The sequence below is a fragment of the Streptomyces sp. NPDC055955 genome, from assembly GCF_042270245.1.
GTDB lineage: Bacteria > Actinomycetota > Actinomycetes > Streptomycetales > Streptomycetaceae > Streptomyces.
In genome coordinates, this window is the sequence record NZ_JBHJYS010000005.1 from 145236 (window position 1) to 165779 (window position 20544).

Consider the following 20544-nt stretch of genomic DNA (forward strand, 5'->3'; position numbering starts at 1 on the left):
CTCCACTGGGCGCTTCAGCATCACGCTACCGGTGAGTCGGCACGGTCGCCCCAGGGGTTCAGGCGTTGGCTGCCGCCTTCTCCGATCGCGTCCGCTCCTCCGCGTCCGCGTCGAAGCCGATCGGCTCCCAGCGCTTGGACAGCAGAGCGATCAGGCCGAGGACGGGGGCGGCGAGGATGACCCAGTAGACGTGGGTGCCGAGGCCGGTGCTGAGGATGGGGAAGAAGAACAGTGTCAGCGTCGAACCGAGGCGCAGCACGGCCTGGTTGAAGCCGATGCTCACACCGCGCATCGACGTCGGGAAGCCCAGCGAGGCGTAGCTCATGATGTGCGCGCCGGGGCCGAAGCCCTGGGCGAACATGAAGGCGCCGAGCATCAGGATGCCCGCCGTCACGACGGCCGTCCCGGACGGATCCCCGATGAGGGCGAGCACCGTGATGGCGGCGAACTGGATCGCGAAGCCCAGCGTCATCATCGGCCAGGCGCCGCGGGTCGACGCCCAGCGGATGCCGAGCAGCCCACCGGTCAGGGCGAAGACGAGGTTCAGGGCGAAGGAGGACGCGATCGTGGTCAGCGGGCCCTGCGTCATCAGCGTGGCGATGATGATCGGCAGCCCGAACGCGACGGCGTTGTAGCCGAACGTCTCCGCCAGACCGACCGCCACCGACTGGATCGTGCGCGTGCGGTACGGAGGCGTGAAGAGCCGTGCGTACGCGCCGAGACCCGTCCGGGGCGGGCGGGACGGCGTCTTGGGCGCATCGTCGGCCACGCGCGCGTCCACGCCGTACGACTGGCGCAGGATCTTCGCCGCGCCTTCCAGGTCACCCTGGTCGGCGGCCCAGGTCGGGGACTCGTTCATGTAGCGCCGGCGCAGCAGCAGTACCAGCAGCGCGGGGACCGCGCCGAAGCCGACGGTGAACCGCCACAGCCAGCCCAGCTGAGCATCCGGCAGGAGGAAGTACAGCAGCATGATCACGAGGTAGCAGCCGCTCGTCGCGGTGTACCAGGCGGGTGACCAGGCGGCCGTGCGGGAGCCCTTGCTGCCCTTGCCGTGCAGCCGGGAGAACTCGGCGAGGAACGCGATCGCGACGGGGATGTCCATGCCGACGCCGATGCCCATCACGAACCGCGCGGCGATCAGCGTCCACACGTCCTGCGCGACCGCGCACACCAGCGCGGTGGCGACGAAGAAGAGCATGTTCGCCATGAAGACGCGGTAGCGGCCGATGCGGTCCACCAGCCAGCCGCCGACGAGAGCGCCGAGGAGCGAACCGACGCTGATCGAGGCGGTGACCGTGCCGGCCATCGTGGAGCTGAGGCCGAACTGCTTCGTGATGTCGGGCAGCCCGTAGGCGAGGGAGCTCAGGTCGTAGGCGTCGAGGAAGATGCCGCCGAGCGCGATGATCACGATCATCTTGGCGTGGCGGCCGCGCGCCGTACCCGAGTTGACCAGATCGGAGACGTCGGCCGCGGAGCGGATCAGCACCGTGCCCGACGGCGTCACCGCAGATGTGCTGGTGGACAGGGGGGAGGTGGAGCTCACGAGCGCCTTCCGGTGTGGTGCGGGGACGTACCGTCGGATCGTATGCACCGGCCGGAATTCGCCCGTGCGCATGTCCACATCCTGGTCATCCCGGTGGACCCGGCCGAGACGCGTGATCCAAGCTGTGAACATGGACCGCACCCGGACCGGCCTCAGGCGACATCCCGCGTTTGCCGTCCATTGGGGCGGAGCTGGGTGCGGTGATCCGCAAAGCGTTCTACCTTCGACCGAATGAGAGCGGCGGATATCGAAACACGGGTCTGGGCACAACGCGGCATGTGGGGTTCTGTGCTGCTCTCATCGGGTGCCTGGGGCGCCGGCGCGCTCCCGCGCGGCGTGCCCGACGGGATCTGGGGAGCCCCGGGCCCCGCTCTCGCGCTGATCGGCGCGACGGCGGCGTACGCGGGACTGGGGCTGCTCCTGTGGTCCTGGTGGCAGTTGGGCACGCTGCTGCGGGCCGGTGCGGTGATGAGCAGACGGCGGCAGTGGCTCACGCTGGGCGGCTGGGCGCTGCCCCTGCTTCCGGCGCCGGCCCTGTTCAGCACGGACATCTACAGCTACGTGGCCCAGGGCGCGCTGGCCGGGCGCTCCTGGAACGTCTACGAGATCGGTCCCTCCGCGCTCGGCGGCCCACTCGCCGCGAACGTCCCGGAGGTGTGGCAGCACGCCCCGGCTCCGTACGGACCCCTTTCCGTCCTGGTGAGCCGGGCCGTGGTCTTCGTGACCGGCGAACACCATGTCGTCACCGCCGTCGTGCTCCATCGAGTGGCCGCGCTCGCCGGGCTCGCCCTGCTGGCCTGGTCGGTCCAGCGGCTCGCGACGTGGTCGGGCGGCGACGGCTCGGGAGCCTGGTGGGCGGCGTCGCTGAATCCGCTGGTGCTGGCCCACCTGGTGGGCGGGGCGCACAACGAGGCACTGATGCTCGGTTTGATGATGGCCGGTCTCGTGGCCTGCAGGTCCGGGCGATGGGTTCTGGGCGTGGTCCTCCTGACCTGCGCCGCGTTGGTGAAGGCTCCGGCCGCGCTGGCGCTGGGGTGCGCCGCCCTGGTGGCGGTCGCCGGTCGGACGGGCTGGTGGCGACGTCTGGGCCGCGCGGCGGGGATCCTCCTCGCCGCCGTCGGGACGCTGGTGCTGACGGTGACGCTCTGCGGGCTGGGCTGGGGCTGGCTCGACACGCTCCGCACACCGACGCACTCGTACACGCCGATGTCGGTGACCACGGACGTAGGCCGGCTGCTGAGGTGGATCGGGACCGAGGCTGGCTGGGTCACCTCACCCGACCCGGTGACGGTGATGCGTGCGATAGGGACCCTGGCAGGGGTGTGCGGGGCTCTGTACTTCCTGGCGCGCGCTCCTCGCCTCGGCGCCGAACGCGCTACGGCCCTGGGGCTGTTGGCCCTGGTGGTGTGCGCTCCCGCCGTGCAGGGCTGGTACCTGCTGTGGGGGGCGGTACCCCTGGCCACGGTCGCCTGGCGCGCGCTGGCGGACGCCCGGATCAAGACGGCGGTCGTCGTTCTGGTTCTCATGGTGTTTCCGTCGGGCCGCGGCCCGACCGTCACAGATGTGCTCGGCGTGGTCCTAGGGGGCTGCGCGATCCTGCTGTGGGTGGCCTGGACCTCTCAACGAGCCCGTGACGCAGGGCTTCAGCCTTCCTCTCGGCCCAGTTACGGCGAGGCGGCGCCCTTGCGGTTTCCCTGAGGCTCGGTCGTGACTCCTCACCCTGCACAACGAGGGGGCTTCTCGCTACGTCGCTGTGGCTTCGCGACGGACCGGACCCACCCGGCCCGGCCCGGCCCGTAGAACGTTGGTGGCTCCCCTGGTGTCGCATGCGACGGGCAGGCTCCCACACGCTTGGCGGCCGGGCCGGTCGGCATGTTCACCGGTGTCCATCGGATGTCGCCGTTGGGCGGTTTTTCACCACCGCGTCGAGCTCCAGACTGAGGACCTGTTCGCCGTTCTGGTTGACCAACTCGCCCTGGATCCGCGCCATCGCGGTCCTCGCGCGAGGTGACACCCGTCCGATGGTGACCCAGCCTGTCAGCATGTCCCCAGGGCGGACGGGTCTCGGCAGGCTCATGTTCGTCATGCGGCGGCCTGCCACCACGGCCCATCGCGAGTAGGGCCCAGCGACGGCGAGCCGTTGGTACACGCACAGGGTGTGGAGACCACTGGCGATGACCCCGCCGAAGTGCTCGCCATCCCCGACATGGATCGGCAGCGGGTCCCACTGCCCAGCGAACTCCCGGATGTCGTCCTCGGTCATCATGTGCGTGCCGAGTGGCTGTCTGAGGTCGACGAACCGCGGGAGGTCCTCGGAGTAGAGCCGACCGGCTTCCGCCGAAGCCTCACGCATGCCCATCAGCCCCCGTCACACGAGGGTCGGCTGGATGTGGCCCGGGCTCCCCTCCGACGCGGGCGGTGCCGACCTGAATTGCGGGCGCTACGCCCAGGGCCTCGGGGAGAAAGGCGATGTCGAGCCCTGCACTCTCGTGGCCGGCCAGGTGCCGTGGGGCGGGGCCTGCCCCGGCCTGATGGTCGGTGCTGAGGTGGACGTTGATGCCGATGCGCAAGTCGGGACCCTTCGAAAGTCGGGGAGGCCAGGCGAACCTGGTCGGCGCAACCCTCATGACGCCAACCAGGTCGTCACCTGCCTATGCGGCAGGGGTTTTCGTCACCTGCCGTACAGATCGCGGGCAATGATCATCTTCTGGATCTGCGGTGTGCCGTCACCGATCTGGTAGCCCGACACGTCGCGCAGCATGGCCTGCAACGGCATTTCCTCGGACCAGCCGATGTGGCCGTGCAGGACGACGCAGTCGTTGACGGCGGCCATCGCGACCTGCGGAGCCCACCACTTGAGCATCGCTGCCTGGGTGGTGTGCGGTTGGCCCGCCATACGCAGACCGAGGGTCTGGTAGGCCAGCGCCCGGACCGCACTGATGTAGGTGCTGTGCTCGGCCAGCGGGAACTGCACGCCCTGGTTCACCGCCAGCGGCTGCCCGAAGGTGGTGCGCTGCTTGGTGTATTCCACCGTCATGTCGACGGCGCGCTGCGCGGTGCCGATCACCATGAGCCCGATCAGGGTCCGGGTGAGGTCGAACTCCCGCATGATCCCGTGGAAGCCGGTGCCCGGTTCGAGCATCACGTAGGAGTCGGGCACGAAGGTGCCGTCGAAGGTGATCGCGCCGCGGCCGATGGGCTTGCAGCCCGGGTCGACGAACGACTGACGCGAGATGGTCGGATCGTCGAGCGGCACGACGAATGCGCCGATTCCCTTGGCGCGCTCGCCCGGATCGGTCTGCGCGATGACGGCGGCGACATCGGCGTACGGGGCCTGGGTGATGGAGGACTTCTCGCCGTACAGCTTCCAGCCGCCCTCGACCCGCTCGGCGCGGCACGTCAACGCGGAGGCGTCGGAGCCGGTGCCGGGTTCGGTGAGCGCGGTACAGCCGATGGCCTCGCCGGAAATGAGCTTGGGCAGCCACTCCTCGCGCACCGCCGCCGGGGCGTGTGCGGAGAAGAAGCTGGTCTGCACATTGACGAAGAAGTACGACAGGGCCATGGTCGAGCAGGCGTAGCCGAGTTCCTCGGCGGCGAGCCCGAGGGCGAGCAGGTCCGCGCCCTGTCCGCCGTGTTCCTCCGGCACGGCCAGTGCGGTGAGACCCGCTGCGGCCAGCTCCCGCAGCTCCGCGCGCGGGTATTGCGTGCTCGCGGCCCGCTCCAGCTGGCCGGGAGTGAACTTCTCGCGGGCGAACTTGCGGATGTTGTCGCGGAAGACGAGGTGATCCTCGTCGAGGACGAACGCGTTCATGATGGTCCGATCTATGTGCGGGTGCGGGGGTAGGGGATTCAGCGGCCGACGAGGCTGCCGTTCTCGGCGGCGGCCACCACCCCGGCGGGCGGCAGGAATCGGGGGCCGTAGGCCTGGGCGAGTTCGACGGCCCGGGCGGCGAACCCGGCGGGGCCGCCCGGGTAGGTGTTCATGAACGACAGCGCGCCGCCGGTTCCGGCCGGGAATCCGCCCATGACCGAACCGATGTTGGCCGTGCTCGCGGATTCGACGATGCCCTCGTCGAGGCAGGCGGCCACCTCCAGCGCCATCCGGAACAGGTACCGGTCGCGCAGATCCTTGAACGGAATGTCACGGGAAGGCCCGAAGGCCTCCCGCAGACCCGGCCACAGTCCGAGGCGCCTGCCGTCGGCGTAGTCGTAGAAGCCCGCTCCCGCGGCGCGGCCGAGGCGCTCGAATGCGTCGACCATGCGGACCACGACGCCCTCGCCCGCGGTGCGGCGGTCCGTGCTGCCCGCCGCGGCTTCCCGGTCGGCGATGATCTGCCGGGACAGCGACAGGCTCACCTGGTCGAGCACCAGCAGCGGCTGGGTCGCCATGCCGTTCTGGAGCGCCGCCTGTTCGATGGAGGTGGCGGGCACGCCGTCGGCCACCATCTCGCACGCCTCGAACGTGGCCGCCATGAACAGGCGCGTCAGGTAGAAGCCGCGACCGTCGTTCACCACGATGGGCGTCTTGTTGATCAGCCGGACCGCGTCGACGGCTCGCGACACCGTTTCCCGGCTGGTCAGAGCACCCTTGACCACCTCGACCATCGGCATCCTGTCCACCGGCGAGGAGAAGTGCATGCCGATGAACGCCTCCGGGCGGGTGACGCCCTCGGCGAGTCCGGAGATGGGAATCTGCGAGGTGTTCGACGCCAGCAGCGCGTTGCCGTCGAGGACCGACTCGACCTGGCCGTAGGTCTCCTTCTTCAGTTCTGGGTCCTCGAACACGGCCTCGATCATCAGATCCGCGTCGGCGAGGTCGGCGTCGTCGGCAGTCGGGGTGATGCGGGCGAGCAGCTCGTCGGCGCGCTGCCGGCTCCAGCGGCCCTTGGCGACCGCGGCCTCGACCAGGGTGCGGGAGTACGACTTGCCGCGCTCGGCGGCCGCCGTCGAGATGTCCTTGAGGGCCACGGCCACACCGGCCTTGGCGTATTCGTAGGCGATGCCCGCGCCCATCATGCCCGCGCCGAGCACCGCCACCTTGGTCGGACGGAAAGGCTCCACCCCTGCGGGGCGGTCGGCGTTCCGGTTCGCCTGCTGCAGGTCGAAGAACGACTGAATCCCGTTGCCGGTCAGCGGATTCAGCGCCAAGTCGACCAGGTACCGGGTCTCGATCGTCGACGCCGCGCCGAAGTCGACGAGGCTGCCCTCGACCGCGGCGGCGATCAGGTTACGCGGGGCGGGCAGATCGGCTCCCTTGAGCTGCTTGCGCACCGAGGCCGTCAGCGCCAGCACCTGCTGCGACAGCTCGGCCCTGGTGGCGAGCCCGCCCGGGAGGGTGTAGCCCTTGCGGTCCCACGGCTGTACGGGAGCCGGGTTGGCGGCGATCCACGCCCGCGCGGCGGGCAGCAACTCGGCGTCGGTGTCGACCACCTCGTCGACCAGCCCGGCCGCAAGCGCCTTGCGCGGACTGAACTTGGTGCCCTTCAGCAGCACGTTCGTCAACGCGCCCGCCAGGCCGAGCATGCGCACGGTCCGCACCACCCCGCCCGCGCCGGGAAGCAGACCGAGGGTCACCTCGGGCAGGCCGATCTGAATTCCGGTGCGGTCCACGGCAATTCGGTGGTGGGTGGCCAGCGCGAGTTCGAGACCACCGCCGAGCGCGATGCCGTCGATCGCGGCCACGACCGGCTTGCCCAGGCGCTCCAGCCGGCGCAGCAGCGCCTTCGCCCCGTCGAAGAAGGCGGCGATCTGTACCGCGTCCGCGCTCCGCAGCAGCGGCCCGACCTCCTTCAGATCCGCACCGGCGCTGAAGATTTTTTCCTTGCCGGAGGTGATGACGACACCGGCGTAGTCGTCGCGTTCGGCCTCCAGCCGGTCCACGGTGACGGCCAGCGACCGCCGGAAGGCGGCATTCCAGGTGTTGGCGGTCTGGGAGGGGTCGTCGATGGTCAGCACCACGATGCCGTCCGCGCCCAGTTCCCAGCCGATGATGTTCTCGTTCATGGTCTTGTCTGTCCTCTCTGGTGCGGGCGGATCAGCCGAGGCGCTCGACGATGGTGGCGATGCCGATGCCGCCGACCGCGCAGAGCGTGACCATGCCGTAGCGCTTGCCGGTGCGCTCGAGCTCGTCGATGACGGTGCCGAGCAGCATGCCGCCGGTCGCACCCAGCGGGTGGCCCATGGCGATGGCGCCACCATTGACATTGATCTTGTCCAGGCCGATGTCGAACTGCTGGGCGAAGGTCAGCACCACGGCCGCGAACGCCTCGTTGACCTCGATCAGGTCGATGTCGTCGATGCCGAGTCCGGCCTTGTCCAGCGCCTTGCGGCAGGCCGGGTAGGGGCCGGTGAAGCCGATCGACGTATCGGATCCGGTGACCGCGGTGGCCACGATCCGGGCCCGCGGAGTGAGCCCGAATTCCGCACCGACACGGGCGTTTCCGATGACGAGCAGCGACGCGCCGTCCACGATGCCCGAGGAGTTGCCCGCGGTGTGCACGTGCTCGATGCGCTCGAGCTCGTGATAGCGCTGCAGCGCGACGGCATCGAAGCCGCCGTGCTCACCGATGGCCGCGAATGCCGGCCGCAACGCGCCCAGCGACTCCACGGTGGTGTCCGGGCGAATCAGTTCGTCGTGGTCAAGCACGACGACACCGTTGAGGTCCGCGACGGGCACCACCGAATCCTTGAACCGGCCTTCGGCCCACGCTCGGGCGGCGTTCTGGTGCGAGCGCGCGGCGAAGGCGTCGGCATCGGTGCGACTGAATCCGTACGTGGTGGCCAACAGATCCGAGGCCGGTCCCTGCGGAATGATCGGAGTGCGCTGGTAGTAATTGGCATCCGAGGCGACGACCATGCCGCCGTCGGAGCCCATCGGAACCCGGGACATCGATTCGACGCCACCGGCGAAGATGAGGTCCTCCCAGCCCGAGGCGATCTTCTGGGCGGCGGTGTTCACCGCTTCGAGTCCCGAAGCGCAGTACCGGTTGAGCTGCACGCCCACCGCGGTCTCGCCCAGTCCCGCACGCAGTACGGCCATTTCGGCGATGCCGAATCCCTGCTCACCGACCGCGCTGACACAACCCAGGATCACGTCGTCGATCCGGCTCGCGTCGATGCCCTCGTTGCGCCGCAGCAGTTCCCGGATCAGGCCGGTGGCGAGCTCGACCGGCGCGATCGTGTACAGCCCGCCGATGGGCTTGCCCAGACCTCGTGGGGTGCGAATCGCGTCGTACACCCATGCTTCTGTCGTCATTTCTTTATGTCTTCCGTTCTGTCGGTTCGGATTCGACGCGACGCTTCGAGCGAAGGAAATGCCTGAACGGCTGCGCGTTCAGGTTCGGTCGCGCGCGTAGAGCGCATCGATCTCGCCGGCGTATTTCTTGGCGATGACGGCGCGGCGCAGCTTCATCGTGGGAGTGATCTCGTCACTGCCGGGCTCCCAGAAGACCGGCAGCACGGTGTACGCCTTCACCTGTTCGACACGCGACAGTCGCGCATTGGCGGCGGCGACGGCAGCGTCGAGCCGGCGCCGAACGTCCGGATCGGCCGCCAGCGCGCGCGGTGATCCCTCGATGCCGTGCTCGGCGGCGAACTCGGCCGCCGCCTCGGGCTCCAAAGTGATCAGCGCAGTCACGTACTTGCGCCGATCACCGATGGCCATCACGGATCCGATCAGCGGGCTGGCCGCGTGGATCGTGCTCTCGATATTGGCGGGGGACATGTTCTTGCCCGCGGAATTGATGATCAATTCCTTCTTGCGATCGACGATCGTGACGTAACCGTCGGCATCGATGACCCCGACATCGCCGGTGGACACCCAGCCGTCGGCGTCGACGGTCTCGGCAGTGCGGTCCGGGTCGTTGCGGTAACTTTTCATCAACCCGGGGGTACGGACCACCAATTCACCGTCATCGAGGCAGCGTATTTCGACCTGGTTCAACACCGTTCCGACGGTGCCCACCCGCTGCGCACCCGGACGATTGGACGTCGCCAGACCGATCTCGGACATTCCCCATGCCTCGGCCACCGGTATGCCCAGCGCCAACAGGAATTCCAGGGTCTCCGGGGTGATCGGCGCGGCACCGGTATAGGCAATACTCGTCTGATCCAGACCGATTCGTTCCCGCAGCCGAGCCAACACCAGGCGCTCGGCCGGCAGATGCCGCAGCCGCAGCAGCGGGGAGACCGACCTGCCCGCGAGATCCGTGGCGACCTTGCGCCGACCGACCTCGACCGCCCACGCCGCCACCGCGCCGCGCGGGCCGCTCTGCTCGGCGAGTGCGGCTCGCACCGCCGCCTCGATCTTGTACCAGAGCATCGGCACGGTGATGAACACCGTCGGGCGCACTACCGGCAGAGCGGCCGCGAGGTCCTTGCTGTCGGCCAGCGTGTACACCGCCGCACCGGTGACGGCGGGCATGTAGTGGGCATACCACCGGTTGATGGCGTGAGCATCGGGAAGATAGGACACGACCCGCCCACCGCAACCCACCGCGAACTCCGGGATCCCCAACATCGCTTCGGTGGCGAAGATGGCGCTGCGATGCGACATCTCCACGCCCTTCGGCGCCCCGGTGGTGCCGGAGGTGTAGATGACGGTGATCGTGTCATCGGCTTCAACCGCACGCCAACGGGATTCGAAGTCGAACTCGGGATCGCCCAGGGCTTCGAGTTCCGCGAGCGTCATGGTGCCGGCCGGAGCGTCATCGAGGCAGATCACATGCTCGACCCGGCCGCCCTCTTTGGCTTCGAGCACACGCGCCAGGAACTGCCTCTCGCACACGACAACGCGATTGCCCGCATTGCCGAACAGGTAGGCGATCTGTGCCGCAGCGTTGGTGTTGTAGACCGAGAAGGGGATCGCGCCCAGGTGGTACGCGGCGGTGTCGATCAGACTGAACTCGGGTCGGTTGGTCAGCATGATCGCGACCGTGTCGCCGTGCTCAACACCGATTGCCGCCAGCCCCGCCGCAAGCCGGCGCACTCGAGCACCGTATTCACCCCACGTCAACGCGGTCCTGCCGTCGGGTGTGCGCAGCGCGAGATCTCCGGCTCGAGTCGCGCAGGTGTGCTGGAACAGCTCGCACAGCGACTTCGCCTGCGACAGCCGCGAAAGGGTTTCCGTAGGGCTCATGCCGGCCAGTGTGCTGTGGCACCTGAACTGGACGCTTGTACCGCCAGTCACAAAGCGACCGGCCGCGGTTGTGCCGCCGCCGCAGTCCATGAAGGGGGTCTTCGAGGTAGAGCGGACCGATGCGTTCGGTGATCACTTGTGGTGATCATCTTCTGGTTACGGGGTGTGTCCGGCGGTCGGATCGGCCGGCGGCCCAGCGGACGCGGCGGCGTCGGTCGGCGGGGTCGCGGAACCCGTGGGCCCTGCGGGCTTCGAGTCCGGCGACGCGGTCGAGGCCTTCGCTGCGGGCGTGGGACACGCCCAGCACGATCGCAGACGATCGGGTCGGCCCAGGAGTGTCGGTGGCGGCCTGTGAGTGGCGGCCTGTGACAGGAGCTCGGGGTTGTCCTGGCAGGCCGCGCACCAGGTTCAAAAGTCGTACAGCTTGGCGTGGATCTTCCCGGGGGTGGGTGTGATGCCCGTGCGGGAGACGCCGAGGGTGAGGGCGTCGCGCAGTTTCTCCTCGGCGAACCAGGCGGCCGGGACCCGCCGAGCGCGGCGGTGCCGTCGCCGTCCAGGGTGTGGAAGGGTTCCTCGGCCACCCTGGCGTGCGGCAGGTACCGCGGCCCTGATCCGACTCGAGTTCGACGCCCACGACCTCGACGCCGTCCAAATCCAGCGGCAGCCCGGCACTCTTATGCTGTTCCGTGCGCCCTTGGCCACCGATCACGTTTCTTCGGAAAGAACATGATCACCCGACTACGGACGCTCCCCCACCCCCGAAACGATCACCGAATGTCCCCCTCCCTCCCCCGATCACACAAGGCGATCAGGGGACAGCACCTGCCCACTCAAGCTCGAAGACCCTGTGATGTGCCACCGCTGCCATCCGTACATCGACGTACGCTGGGAGAAGTCGATATGCGTCAACCCCGTGACCTCGTTGCGGAGGCCAGAGTCTGGTTCGAATCCTTCGCCAACCGTGAAGTGGACGAGCCGGAGTTGACCAGCCTGTCCGGGCGAATGATCGACGCCATCGCCGCCGACGTGCCCGAGATCGGATCCGACCCCGCGCTTCGACAGGAATTGCGGGTCGCGGTGCACGACGGCGTCGGCGCGTACTTCAGCCAGGGCCCGCATGAACGCCCGGGCGATATCCATCTCCCCAACTCCGCCAAAGCCCTGGGGCGCGGACTGGCCCGGTGTGGCTACGACATCGCACTGCTGCAGCGCTGCTACCGGACCCTGCAACGCATCAGCTGGGCCGAGATCATGACCTCCGCCTGCCGCGAGATCACCGATCCGGAGTTGTTGCCGGTGGTGCTGGATCTGCAGTGGGATCACTTGAGCCGCACCATGTCCGCTGCCACCGAGCGCGCTGAAATGGCCTTTCTGGACGAGACGCGGCGGCAAGCGGGCAGCGCGCTGACCCGCAGGCGCGAGCTCATCGAGGCGATCCTGCACGAGGACAGGGTCGATATCGAGCGCAGCACACGACAACTCGGGCACAACCTCTACATCGAGCAGACCGGCCTGATCATCTGGACTCTGGACCGCACCGAGGACGACGCCACTGCGATGCTGGAGACACTGGCCGTCGACATCGCGACCGCCCTCGGCGCTCCACGTCCGCTGATGCTGCCCGCCGGCGGCCGGATACTCTGGGCCTGGCTGGCCACACCGGAGGCGCCCGACCTCCGGAAGATCGCTCGCCTGAAGGCATTTCAGCAGCGTCAACCGATCGTTCAGTTGGCGGCCGGCGTCCCCGCGACCGGAGTGGAAGGATTCCGCGTCAGCCACCAGGAGGCCCTGCGGGCCTACCGAATCGCCGCGGAGACCGAGCCCGCGCCGGTCACCCTGTACCGCGATGTCGAACTCGTCAGCTGTCTGGCCGCCGACATCGCCGCGCTGTCGCGGTTGGTGCGCCGCGAACTGGGCGGCCTCGCGAAGCGGGGCGCGGCCACCGCGCGACTGCGCGACACCGCCCTGGTCTACCTCGAACAAGGCAGCATGGCCAGGGCCGCCGAGTCACTGAGCGTGCACAAGAACACGGTGCTCTATCGAATGCAGCAGGTCGAGGGATTGCTGCCGCAGCCGCTCGACGAACGCAAGATGCCCCTCGAGGTCGCTCTCCGAGTGGTGGCGACGCTCGGTGAACGGGTGCTTCCGGAGTGAACAGGGTTCAGGCAAGGAGGGAGTGAAACGTGTGCTGAGCCCGGATGGCACCAGCCGGTGGGGGACCGGTGGCTCGGCCGTGAACTCGGCCGAGTAGTCCTTCATCGCCATCGGTGATCTTCTCGCTTCCTCTGGATCGAGCAGTTCCAGTATCAGCGTGCCCACCGCTCAGGGGAGGCCCCGATTCGACGGGCCAAAAAGGCGATCTCGCCGCCCGCGACGCGGGCCGGGCGAATCCACAGATCCGTCTGAACCACGATCCCGCGACGGGTTGAGAACCCCGAGGCACTGCGTGAACTGGTGTTGTGCGACTGGATCTTCCAGGCCGCCGACAGCCACTCGGTCAGGCACTGGGGGCAACGCCGTCGCGGGGCGTCAGCGGCGGACGCGGGGCATTCCCAGGCCTATCCAGGAGATGATCTCGCGCTGGATCTCGTTGTTGCCGCCGCCGAACGTGAAGATCACGGCTGATCGGTAGCCGCGTTCGAGTTCGCCGTGCAGGACGGCGCCTGCCGAGCCCTCCTTGAGCGCTCCCGCCGCGGCGACGACCTCCATCAGCCAGGCGTACGCCTCGCGGCGCGCCTCGGATCCGTACACCTTCACGGCGGAGGCGTCCTGCGGGGTGAGGCTGCCGTCCTGGACGGCGTTCACCATCTGCCAGTTGAGGAGTTTCATCGCGTCGAGCCGGGTGTGGGTCTGGGCGAGGCGCTTTTTCACCCAGCCGAGGTCGATGACGCGGCGCCCGTCGGTCAGTTCGGTGTCCATGGCCCAGCGCTGCACGTCGCGCAGCGCGCGGATCGCCATGGTGCCGTGGGCGGCGAGGGTGACCCGCTCGTGGTTGAGCTGGTTCGTGATGAGCCGCCAGCCCTTGTTCTCCTCACCGACGCGGCGGCTGACGGGAACGCGGATGTTCTCGTAGTAGCTGGCCGTGGTGTCGTGCGAGGCAAGGGTGTTGATGATCGTGCAGGAGTAGCCGGGGTCCGACGTCGGCACGAGGAGCATGGTGATGCCCTTGTGCGGCGGGGCGTCCGGGTCGGTGCGTACGGCGAGCCACACCCAGTCGGCCGTGTCGCCGTTGGTCGTCCAGATCTTCTGCCCGTTCACCATGTAGTGGCCGGTGGCCTCGTCCCCCTCGCGGACCGCCCGCGTCTTGAGCGCGGCGAGGTCGGTGCCCGCGTCGGGCTCGCTGTAGCCGATGGCGAAGTCGAGTTCCCCGGAGAGGATCCTCGGCAGGAAGTACGCCTTCTGCTCGTCGCTGCCGTACTGCATGATCGTGGGGCCGACGGTGTTGAGCGCCATGAGCGGCAGGGGTACGCCGGTCTGCGCGGCCTCGTCGAAGAAGATGAACTGTTCCATGGGCGTGAGGCCGCGTCCGCCGTACTCCTTCGGCCACCCGACACCGAGCCACCCGTCGGTGCCGAGCCGGCGCACCGTCTCGCGGTAGAACCGCTTCTGTGCCGCCGGGTCCTCGTAGCGGGCGTACGCGTTGTCGGGCACCAGCTCGGCGAAGTAGGCGCGCAGCTCCGTGCGCAACTGCTGTTGCTCGGGCGTGTATTCGAGGTGCACGGCCCCTCCTGGCGGTCGCTGGTACACCGGGTCCCGGTCATCCCGGTCTCCTGACGGCGCACACAGTAGAACTCGTTCCAGAAATAGGGAATGGCCGCGGGCGGACGGTTCCGGCACACGGCCTCGACACGTCCGGCCCGAACGTGTCCCGCCCGTGCGCGCTCGACCCGTGCGCGCCCAATTCCTTTGCGGGCGTCGCGCGGGCCCGGTTAGGTTCTGCCGCGTCCGCAACTCCCCGCACAAGGAGCCCTCTTGTCGCTGCACCTCACACCGCTGACCGATCCGGCCGGCGGTCCGGACGCCCGCCGCCTCGCATGGCTGGCGTCCGACGCCGACGGGAACCCGGTCGGCTCCGCGTTCCTGCGGCTCGTCGACCGGGACGGGCAGCGGCATCTCGCCGAGCTGTCCCTCCAGGTCCATCCCACGGAACGCCGCCGCAGCGCGGGCTCCCGGCTCCTCGACGCGGCGGTGACGGCCGCGAAGGCGGACGGCCGGCGCTCGCTCATCGCCCCGGCCGACGACGGTTCACCCGCCGACCTGTTCCTGGCCGCGCGCGGGTTCCGCCGGGTGCTGAGTCTGACGTACGCGCGGCTCCCGCTCGCCGACGCGGACATCCCGGCCCTCACGCGGACGGCGCGCGCGGAGCACCCCGGATACCGGCTCGTCTCCTGGGAAGGCACGGTTCCGGACCACCTGGCCGCGACGTTCGCGGCGTCGCGTCGCGCCATGGACGACACGCCCATGGACGACACCGACTACGGAACGGTCCCGTGGGACGTGGACCGGGTCCGCGCGGTGGCCGAGGCCGTCGAGCGGCGCGGCGAGCACCTCGACACGGTCGCGGCGGTCGATGTCCTTGACGGCACCGTCGTGGGGTTCACCGAGCTCGTCGTCCCCGGCGACGGCAGGGGCGACGGGCAGCACTACGGCACGGGCGTGGTGCCCGAGCACCGCGGTCACGGTCTCGCGCGCTGGATGAAGGCCGAGGCCGTCCTCCGCGCCCGCGCCCGCCACCCGAGGCTCGGGGGTCTGCTCACGGACACCGCCGACAGCAACACCCCCATGCGCGCGGTGAACGACGGACTGGGCTACGTGCCGACGCATCGGGCGTACGAGTACCAGCTCGACCTCCAGCAGGCCTGACGACCCCGACCTCCGGCACAGCCGACGGCCTCGGCCTCGGGCGGGCCGAACAGCACGCGCGATGGCCACCGCGGGTTCGTGGTGGCCATCGTCACACCCTCCCCCGGACCCCGCGGCCAAGCGATGGTTGTACAGTACAACGTATGCAAAGGTTGTAAACACCAACCCATTGAGTTGTATACGCCAACGCTCACCCCTGCTCTCCGTCCCCCACTGGAGGTCCTGCCCATGCCCGCCGACCACAAGGCGCACCGCTCCGAGTCCTCGGGCACCGTGCACGGCGTGCGGAATCCGGCCCTGCGCCATGTCCTGACCCACCTCATCACCCCGCTGCTGATGTGCGTGGGCATGGGACTGGCGTACATGGGAGCCTTCGTGGCGCCCGAGCCGCACCATCTGCCGGTGGCGGTCGTCGGAGCCGGGCCCGAGACGAAGGTCTTCGCCCAGACCGTGAAGGACAAGGCCGGCGACGCGCTCGACGTCCGTACGCTCGACAGCCGCTCCGCCGCCGTCGAACAGCTCCGCTCCCGCGACATCGACGGCGCGTACGTCCTGAGCGCGAAGTCCCCCGAGCTGATCGTCGCGACCGCCGGGTCCGACATGAGCGCGATCACCGCCGAGAAGATCTTCACGCCGGTCGCCACGCAGCAGGGCGTGCCGCTCAAGGTGACGGACGTGACCCCGACCGTCTCGGACGACCCGACGGGCCAGGGCCTGTTCTTCCTGCTGGTGGCGCTGAGCATCGGCTCGTACGCTTCGGTGGCCGTGGTCGGCGCGGCGGGTTCCGCCCTGTCGATGCGGACACGGGCCGCTCTCGTGGTCGGTGTGTCCGGGGTGGTCGCCCTCGTCGGCGCGGCTCTCGCGGGACCGGTCTTCCACCTGGCCCACCACGGCCTGTGGGGCATGTGGTCGATGGCCTGGCTGTACTCGGCGGGCATCCTCTTCATAGGCGTCGGCCTGCACACGTTCCTGAAGCGGTGGACGACCCTCGCGCTCATGGTGCTGTTCGTGATGCTGAACTTCACCAGCTCCGGCGGCCTCTACCGGCCCGAACTCCAGAACGGCTTCTTCGGCACGCTGCACTCCTTCTGGAACGGCGCCGGCTTCGTCGAGGGCTCGCGCAGCCTGCTCTACTTCGGCAGCCACGACCTGGCCAGGAATGTGTGGACGCTGGCCGTCTGGCTCGTCGTCGGCCTGGCCGTGATGGCTCTGGCCGCGCTCACCGAGCGGCGGCGCGGTGCCTCCGCCGTCGAGCCCCGGCGGCAGGCCGCGGACAGCGCGGCGCAGGCCTCCGCACGCTCCGACCGGACCGAGGCAGAGGAGGCCCAGGAGTCGCAGGAGGCCCAGGAGTCGCAGGCGGCGGAGGAAGAGATGGAGGAGACGGTCGCGGTCTGACCGTCGTCGGCAGGCCGAAGCAGTCGCGCCGGGCGCCCCTGCGGGGGACGCCCGGCGTTCGGGTGCCCGCCCCCCTCACACCCCGTGCGGAATCCGCTTCGCCTTGCTCCGCAGCTGGAACGCCGTGACGATCTCCACGACGCCGACCGCGACCAGCCAGCAGCCGCCGACCAGGGTGAGCACGGCGACGGACTGGAACGGCGAGACGATCAGGACCACACCGGCCAGCGCGCTCACGACGCCGAGGAAGATCTGCCAGCCGCGCGCAGGCATCGCCTCGTCGGAGATGGCCGCGACGGTCTGGGTGATGCCGCGGAACAACCAGCCGATGCCGATCCACAGGGCGAGCAGCAGGATCGACTGTGTCGCCCCACGGAAGCAGAACAGACCGAGCAGGATCGACACCGCGCCGCTGATGAAGGCCATCACGCGCAGCCCGGTGGTGACATGGGTGCCGAACGCGGCCACCAGCTGGAAGACGCCGGTGACCAGGAGGTACACGCCGAAGAGCACTCCGGCGGCGAACAGGGACGCCCCTGGCCAGACCAGGACCAGTACGCCCAGGATCAGGGCGGCCGTGCCGGCCAGCAGCACTACTTGCCATGCGGACTGGGCCAGGCGTCCGAGCGGGCCCCGGGGCGCGGCGGGGCGCTCTTCGCGGGTGTCTTCGGACGTCGGGATGCGGGGTTCGTGCGGTGCGTGCGTCATGTCCGACTGTTGACACGGCGTCGGCGCGACGGCCACTCGGGTGAGGCGAACGACGTACACCCCCGCGATGCGGGTCCGTCACCGCAGCGGCGTACGACCGCGCACGTGTGGCGCGGAAGACTCCGCACAATGAGGCCATGACAGAACGCTCCAAGAGCTCCGAACCGCACTTCCGCGTCCGCCGCGTCTACGATCCGCCGTCGTCGGACGACGGGATCCGGGTCCTGGTGGACCGCCTGTGGCCGCGCGGCGTCTCCAAGGAGCGGGCCGATGTCCAGGAGTGGATGAAGGATCTGACGCCGTCCTCCGCGCTGCGCTCCTGGTACCACGAGGACCGCGCCTCCCGCTTCCCGGAGTTCGAGCGCCGCTACCGCGACGAGCTCGCCGAGCCGGACCGTGCGGAGCTGACGGACAAGCTGCGCGCGCTGGCCCGTACGAGCACGGTCACACTGGTGACCTCGGTCAAGGACATCGAGCACAGCCATGTGCCGGTTCTGGTGCGGCATCTGACCGAGGGCTGACCGGCCCGGGGACGGTGCGGATCCCCTCCGTCCGCGCCCCGCGGGCATACGGGCCCGGCCCGACAGCGGGTGCGAACCGGCACAAGCTATGACAATTTTGTGCAACGACGTACCACTTGCACGCCTGGCGTCGTCCGGGCGACGCGGGCACCGGTGGCGCCGGTGCCCGCAGACGCGCCCCGGGAGGGCCCGTATGGCCACCATGGATGCCCCGTCCGACGAACCCGTACCGCGGGCGAGGGCGGCGCCACCGGCAGCGGCGCCCGCCCTGAAGCGGGTGCCGCCGACGCTGATGACGACCTCGTCGGTGGCGGGTCCGCGGGCCGCTCCGTCCCTGGCTGCGTACGGCCTGGCCTGCGTCTTTGTCTATATCGTCCCGGCGATCGTGTTCGCGCTGCCGCCCGCCCCTGTCCCGGCGGACCCGTCCGAGATCGAGCACATCGGCGCGGGTGAAGGCGCCGTTCCTGCGCGCGTACGGCACCGAGGCGCGGCGCTGACACACATCCCTGGGAGACCGACGTGACCACCTCCGACATCCCCGACTCCGCCCCCGACTTCGCCGACCGGTCCGACTTCGAGGAGGCGGACCGAGGTCTGGTCTCCCCGCCGCTCTCCTCGACGATCACGGCCGAGGACGGGCGGGTCGTGTGGAACTTCGACGACACGGCGTTCCTCGACGAGGACTGTCCCGACACGGTGCACCCGAACCTGTGGCGGCAGTCCCAACTGTCCGCGCGGGCAGGTCTGTTCGAGGTGACCGAGGGTGTCTTCCAGGCGCGCGGGTTCGACCTCTCCAACATGACGCTGATCGAGGGCGACCACGGTGTCGTGGTCGTCGACCCTCTCGCCTCCGCCGAGACGGCGGCCGCCGCCCTGGACCTGTACCGGTCGCTGCGCGGTGAACGGCCCGTCGCCGCCGTCGTGTTCACCCACTCCCACCTCGACCACTTCGGCGGGGTACTCGGCGTCATCGGACCCGACGACGACGTTCCCGTGGTCGCTCCACAGGGCTTCATGGAGCACTCCGTCGCGGAGAACGTGTACGCGGGTACGGCGATGCTGCGCCGCGGCACCTACTACTCGGGCGCCAACCTGGAGCGGGGGCCCGAGGGTCTTGTCGGCATGGGCCTCGGCTTCACCGCGTCCACCGGCACGGCGGGGCTGGTCGCGCCCACCGTCGAGGTCCGGCACACGGGACAGGAACTCATCCTCGACGGCGTCGTGTTCCGCTTCCAGATGACGCCGGACGCCGAGGCGCCGGCGGAGATGAACTTCCTGCTGCCCCAGCGGCGCGCCCTGTGCATGGCCGAGAACGCGACGCACAACCTGCACAACATCCAGACCCTGCGCGGCGCCGTGGTCCGTGACGCCCGGCTCTGGGCCCGCTACCTCAACGAGGCCATCGAGCTCTTCGGCCACGACGCGGACGTCCTGTTCGCCTCACACCACTGGCCGACCTGGGGCTCGCAGCGGATCAGGTCGTTCCTCGCGGAGCAGCGCGACCTGTACGCGTATCTGCACGACCAGACGCTGCGGCTGCTCAACCAGGGGTACACGGGGGCGGAGATCGCCGAGCTGATCGAGCTGCCGCCCGCGCTGTCCGCGGCCTGGCACGCGCGCGGCTACTACGGCTCCGTCAGCCACAACGTGAAGGCCGTCTACCAGCGTTACATGGGCTGGTACGACGGCAACCCCGCCTCACTGTGGGAGCACCCGCCCACGGAGACCGCCGAGCGCTACGTCGACTGCATCGGCGGCCTCGACGCGGTGCTCGGCAAGGCGCGTACGTACCTGGAGGAGGGCGATCTGCGGTTCGCCGCCCAGCTCCTGAGGCACGCCGTGTTCGCCGCGCCGGACAACGCCGACGCCAAGGAGCTGCTCGCACAGGCCTTCGAGCGGCTGGCGCACGGCGCGGAGAACGCGACCTGGCGCAACTGCTACCTCACCGGCGCACAGGAGCTGCGCGGCGGCATCGGGGAGACCAGGATCGGAGGCGGCAGCATGACCGACGCGCTGACCGTCGAGCAGCTCTTCGACTCACTCGCGGTCCGCGTCGACGGGCCCCGGGCGTGGGAGCACTCGCTCACCCTGCACCTGCATCTGTCCGACCTCGGCGAGATGTACCGCATGACGCTGCACAACGGGGTTCTGGTCCACACCCGTACGAGCCGCCCCGCCGACGGCGCGGACCTGTCCCTCACACTGACGAAGCCCCAACTCCTCACTCTGCTGGCCGGGAAGGGACTCGACGGCGTCTATCACTCGGGCGACCTGGGCGTCCTCGACACCCTGCTCTCGGTCCTCGACGAGAACGACCCGGACTTCGCGATCGTCACCCCGTGACGGTGGTGACGGGGTGCGGCGGCCGCCCGTACGCA

General features: G+C 69.4%; 15 protein-coding genes. 7 read left to right on the plus strand and 8 right to left on the minus strand.

The features are described from left to right. Positions 1–58: 58 nt before the first annotated feature. A complete protein-coding gene (locus ACFC96_RS11730) occupies positions 59–1543 on the minus strand; it encodes an MFS transporter (protein WP_376611737.1) in 1485 nt (494 codons plus the stop codon). A gap of 276 nt (positions 1544–1819) precedes the next feature. On the opposite strand from ACFC96_RS11730, the gene mptB reads away from it, so the two are divergent. After that, positions 1820–3241, plus strand: a complete 1422-nt coding sequence (gene mptB, locus ACFC96_RS11735; RefSeq protein ID WP_376612285.1) for a polyprenol phosphomannose-dependent alpha 1,6 mannosyltransferase MptB — start codon at positions 1820–1822, stop codon at positions 3239–3241. 178 nt (positions 3242–3419) lie between these two features. Here mptB and ACFC96_RS11740 read toward each other — a convergent pair whose 3' ends face one another. From ACFC96_RS11740 to ACFC96_RS11760, 5 genes are all read right to left on the minus strand, one after another. Then, entirely contained in the window at positions 3420–3809 is a 390-nt protein-coding gene (locus tag ACFC96_RS11740) for a MaoC/PaaZ C-terminal domain-containing protein (RefSeq protein WP_376611739.1), read from the minus strand. A gap of 405 nt (positions 3810–4214) precedes the next feature. Continuing rightward, entirely contained in the window at positions 4215–5354 is a 1140-nt protein-coding gene (locus ACFC96_RS11745; RefSeq protein WP_376227058.1) for an acyl-CoA dehydrogenase family protein, read from the minus strand. A 38-nt stretch (positions 5355–5392) separates the two neighbouring features. After that, positions 5393–7546, minus strand: a complete 2154-nt coding sequence (locus tag ACFC96_RS11750; RefSeq protein WP_376611741.1) for a 3-hydroxyacyl-CoA dehydrogenase NAD-binding domain-containing protein — start codon at positions 7544–7546, stop codon at positions 5393–5395. A 31-nt stretch (positions 7547–7577) separates the two neighbouring features. Next, a complete protein-coding gene (locus ACFC96_RS11755; protein ID WP_376611743.1) occupies positions 7578–8798 on the minus strand; it encodes an acetyl-CoA C-acetyltransferase in 1221 nt (406 codons plus the stop codon). A 78-nt stretch (positions 8799–8876) separates the two neighbouring features. Beyond that, a complete protein-coding gene (locus tag ACFC96_RS11760; RefSeq protein ID WP_376253251.1) occupies positions 8877–10679 on the minus strand; it encodes an AMP-dependent synthetase/ligase in 1803 nt (600 codons plus the stop codon). Between the two features lie 900 nt (positions 10680–11579). Between ACFC96_RS11760 and ACFC96_RS11765 the strand changes: the two genes are divergently transcribed. Further along, complete coding sequence (locus ACFC96_RS11765; RefSeq protein WP_376611745.1) at positions 11580–12833, plus strand: PucR family transcriptional regulator; 1254 nt, start codon at positions 11580–11582, stop codon at positions 12831–12833. Positions 12834–13208: 375 nt separating this feature from the next. On the opposite strand, the gene ACFC96_RS11770 is transcribed toward ACFC96_RS11765, so the two are convergent. Continuing rightward, a complete protein-coding gene (locus ACFC96_RS11770) occupies positions 13209–14399 on the minus strand; it encodes an acyl-CoA dehydrogenase family protein (protein ID WP_376611747.1) in 1191 nt (396 codons plus the stop codon). A gap of 252 nt (positions 14400–14651) precedes the next feature. Between ACFC96_RS11770 and ACFC96_RS11775 the strand changes: the two genes are divergently transcribed. Continuing rightward, a complete protein-coding gene (locus tag ACFC96_RS11775; RefSeq protein ID WP_376611749.1) occupies positions 14652–15542 on the plus strand; it encodes a GNAT family N-acetyltransferase in 891 nt (296 codons plus the stop codon). Positions 15543–15770: 228 nt separating this feature from the next. Continuing rightward, positions 15771–16937: a hypothetical protein gene (locus tag ACFC96_RS11780; RefSeq protein WP_376611751.1), complete on the plus strand. Its 1167-nt coding sequence runs from the start codon at positions 15771–15773 to the stop codon at positions 16935–16937. Between the two features lie 75 nt (positions 16938–17012). Here ACFC96_RS11780 and ACFC96_RS11785 read toward each other — a convergent pair whose 3' ends face one another. Further along, on the minus strand, positions 17013–17645 hold the full coding sequence (locus tag ACFC96_RS11785) for an HdeD family acid-resistance protein (RefSeq protein ID WP_376611752.1): 633 nt from the start codon (positions 17643–17645) through the stop codon (positions 17013–17015). Between the two features lie 137 nt (positions 17646–17782). Between ACFC96_RS11785 and ACFC96_RS11790 the strand changes: the two genes are divergently transcribed. From ACFC96_RS11790 to ACFC96_RS11800, 3 genes are all read left to right on the plus strand, one after another. Beyond that, the gene (locus tag ACFC96_RS11790; RefSeq protein ID WP_376253238.1) at positions 17783–18166 is read left to right on the plus strand and encodes a DUF488 domain-containing protein; all 384 of its coding nucleotides are present in this window, start codon (positions 17783–17785) and stop codon (positions 18164–18166) included. 193 nt (positions 18167–18359) lie between these two features. Beyond that, positions 18360–18689, plus strand: a complete 330-nt coding sequence (locus ACFC96_RS11795; RefSeq protein ID WP_376611754.1) for a hypothetical protein — start codon at positions 18360–18362, stop codon at positions 18687–18689. Next, entirely contained in the window at positions 18686–20509 is a 1824-nt protein-coding gene (locus tag ACFC96_RS11800) for an alkyl/aryl-sulfatase (protein WP_376611756.1), read from the plus strand. The genes ACFC96_RS11795 and ACFC96_RS11800 overlap by 4 nt, the downstream gene beginning before the upstream one ends. Positions 20510–20544 lie beyond the last annotated feature (35 nt).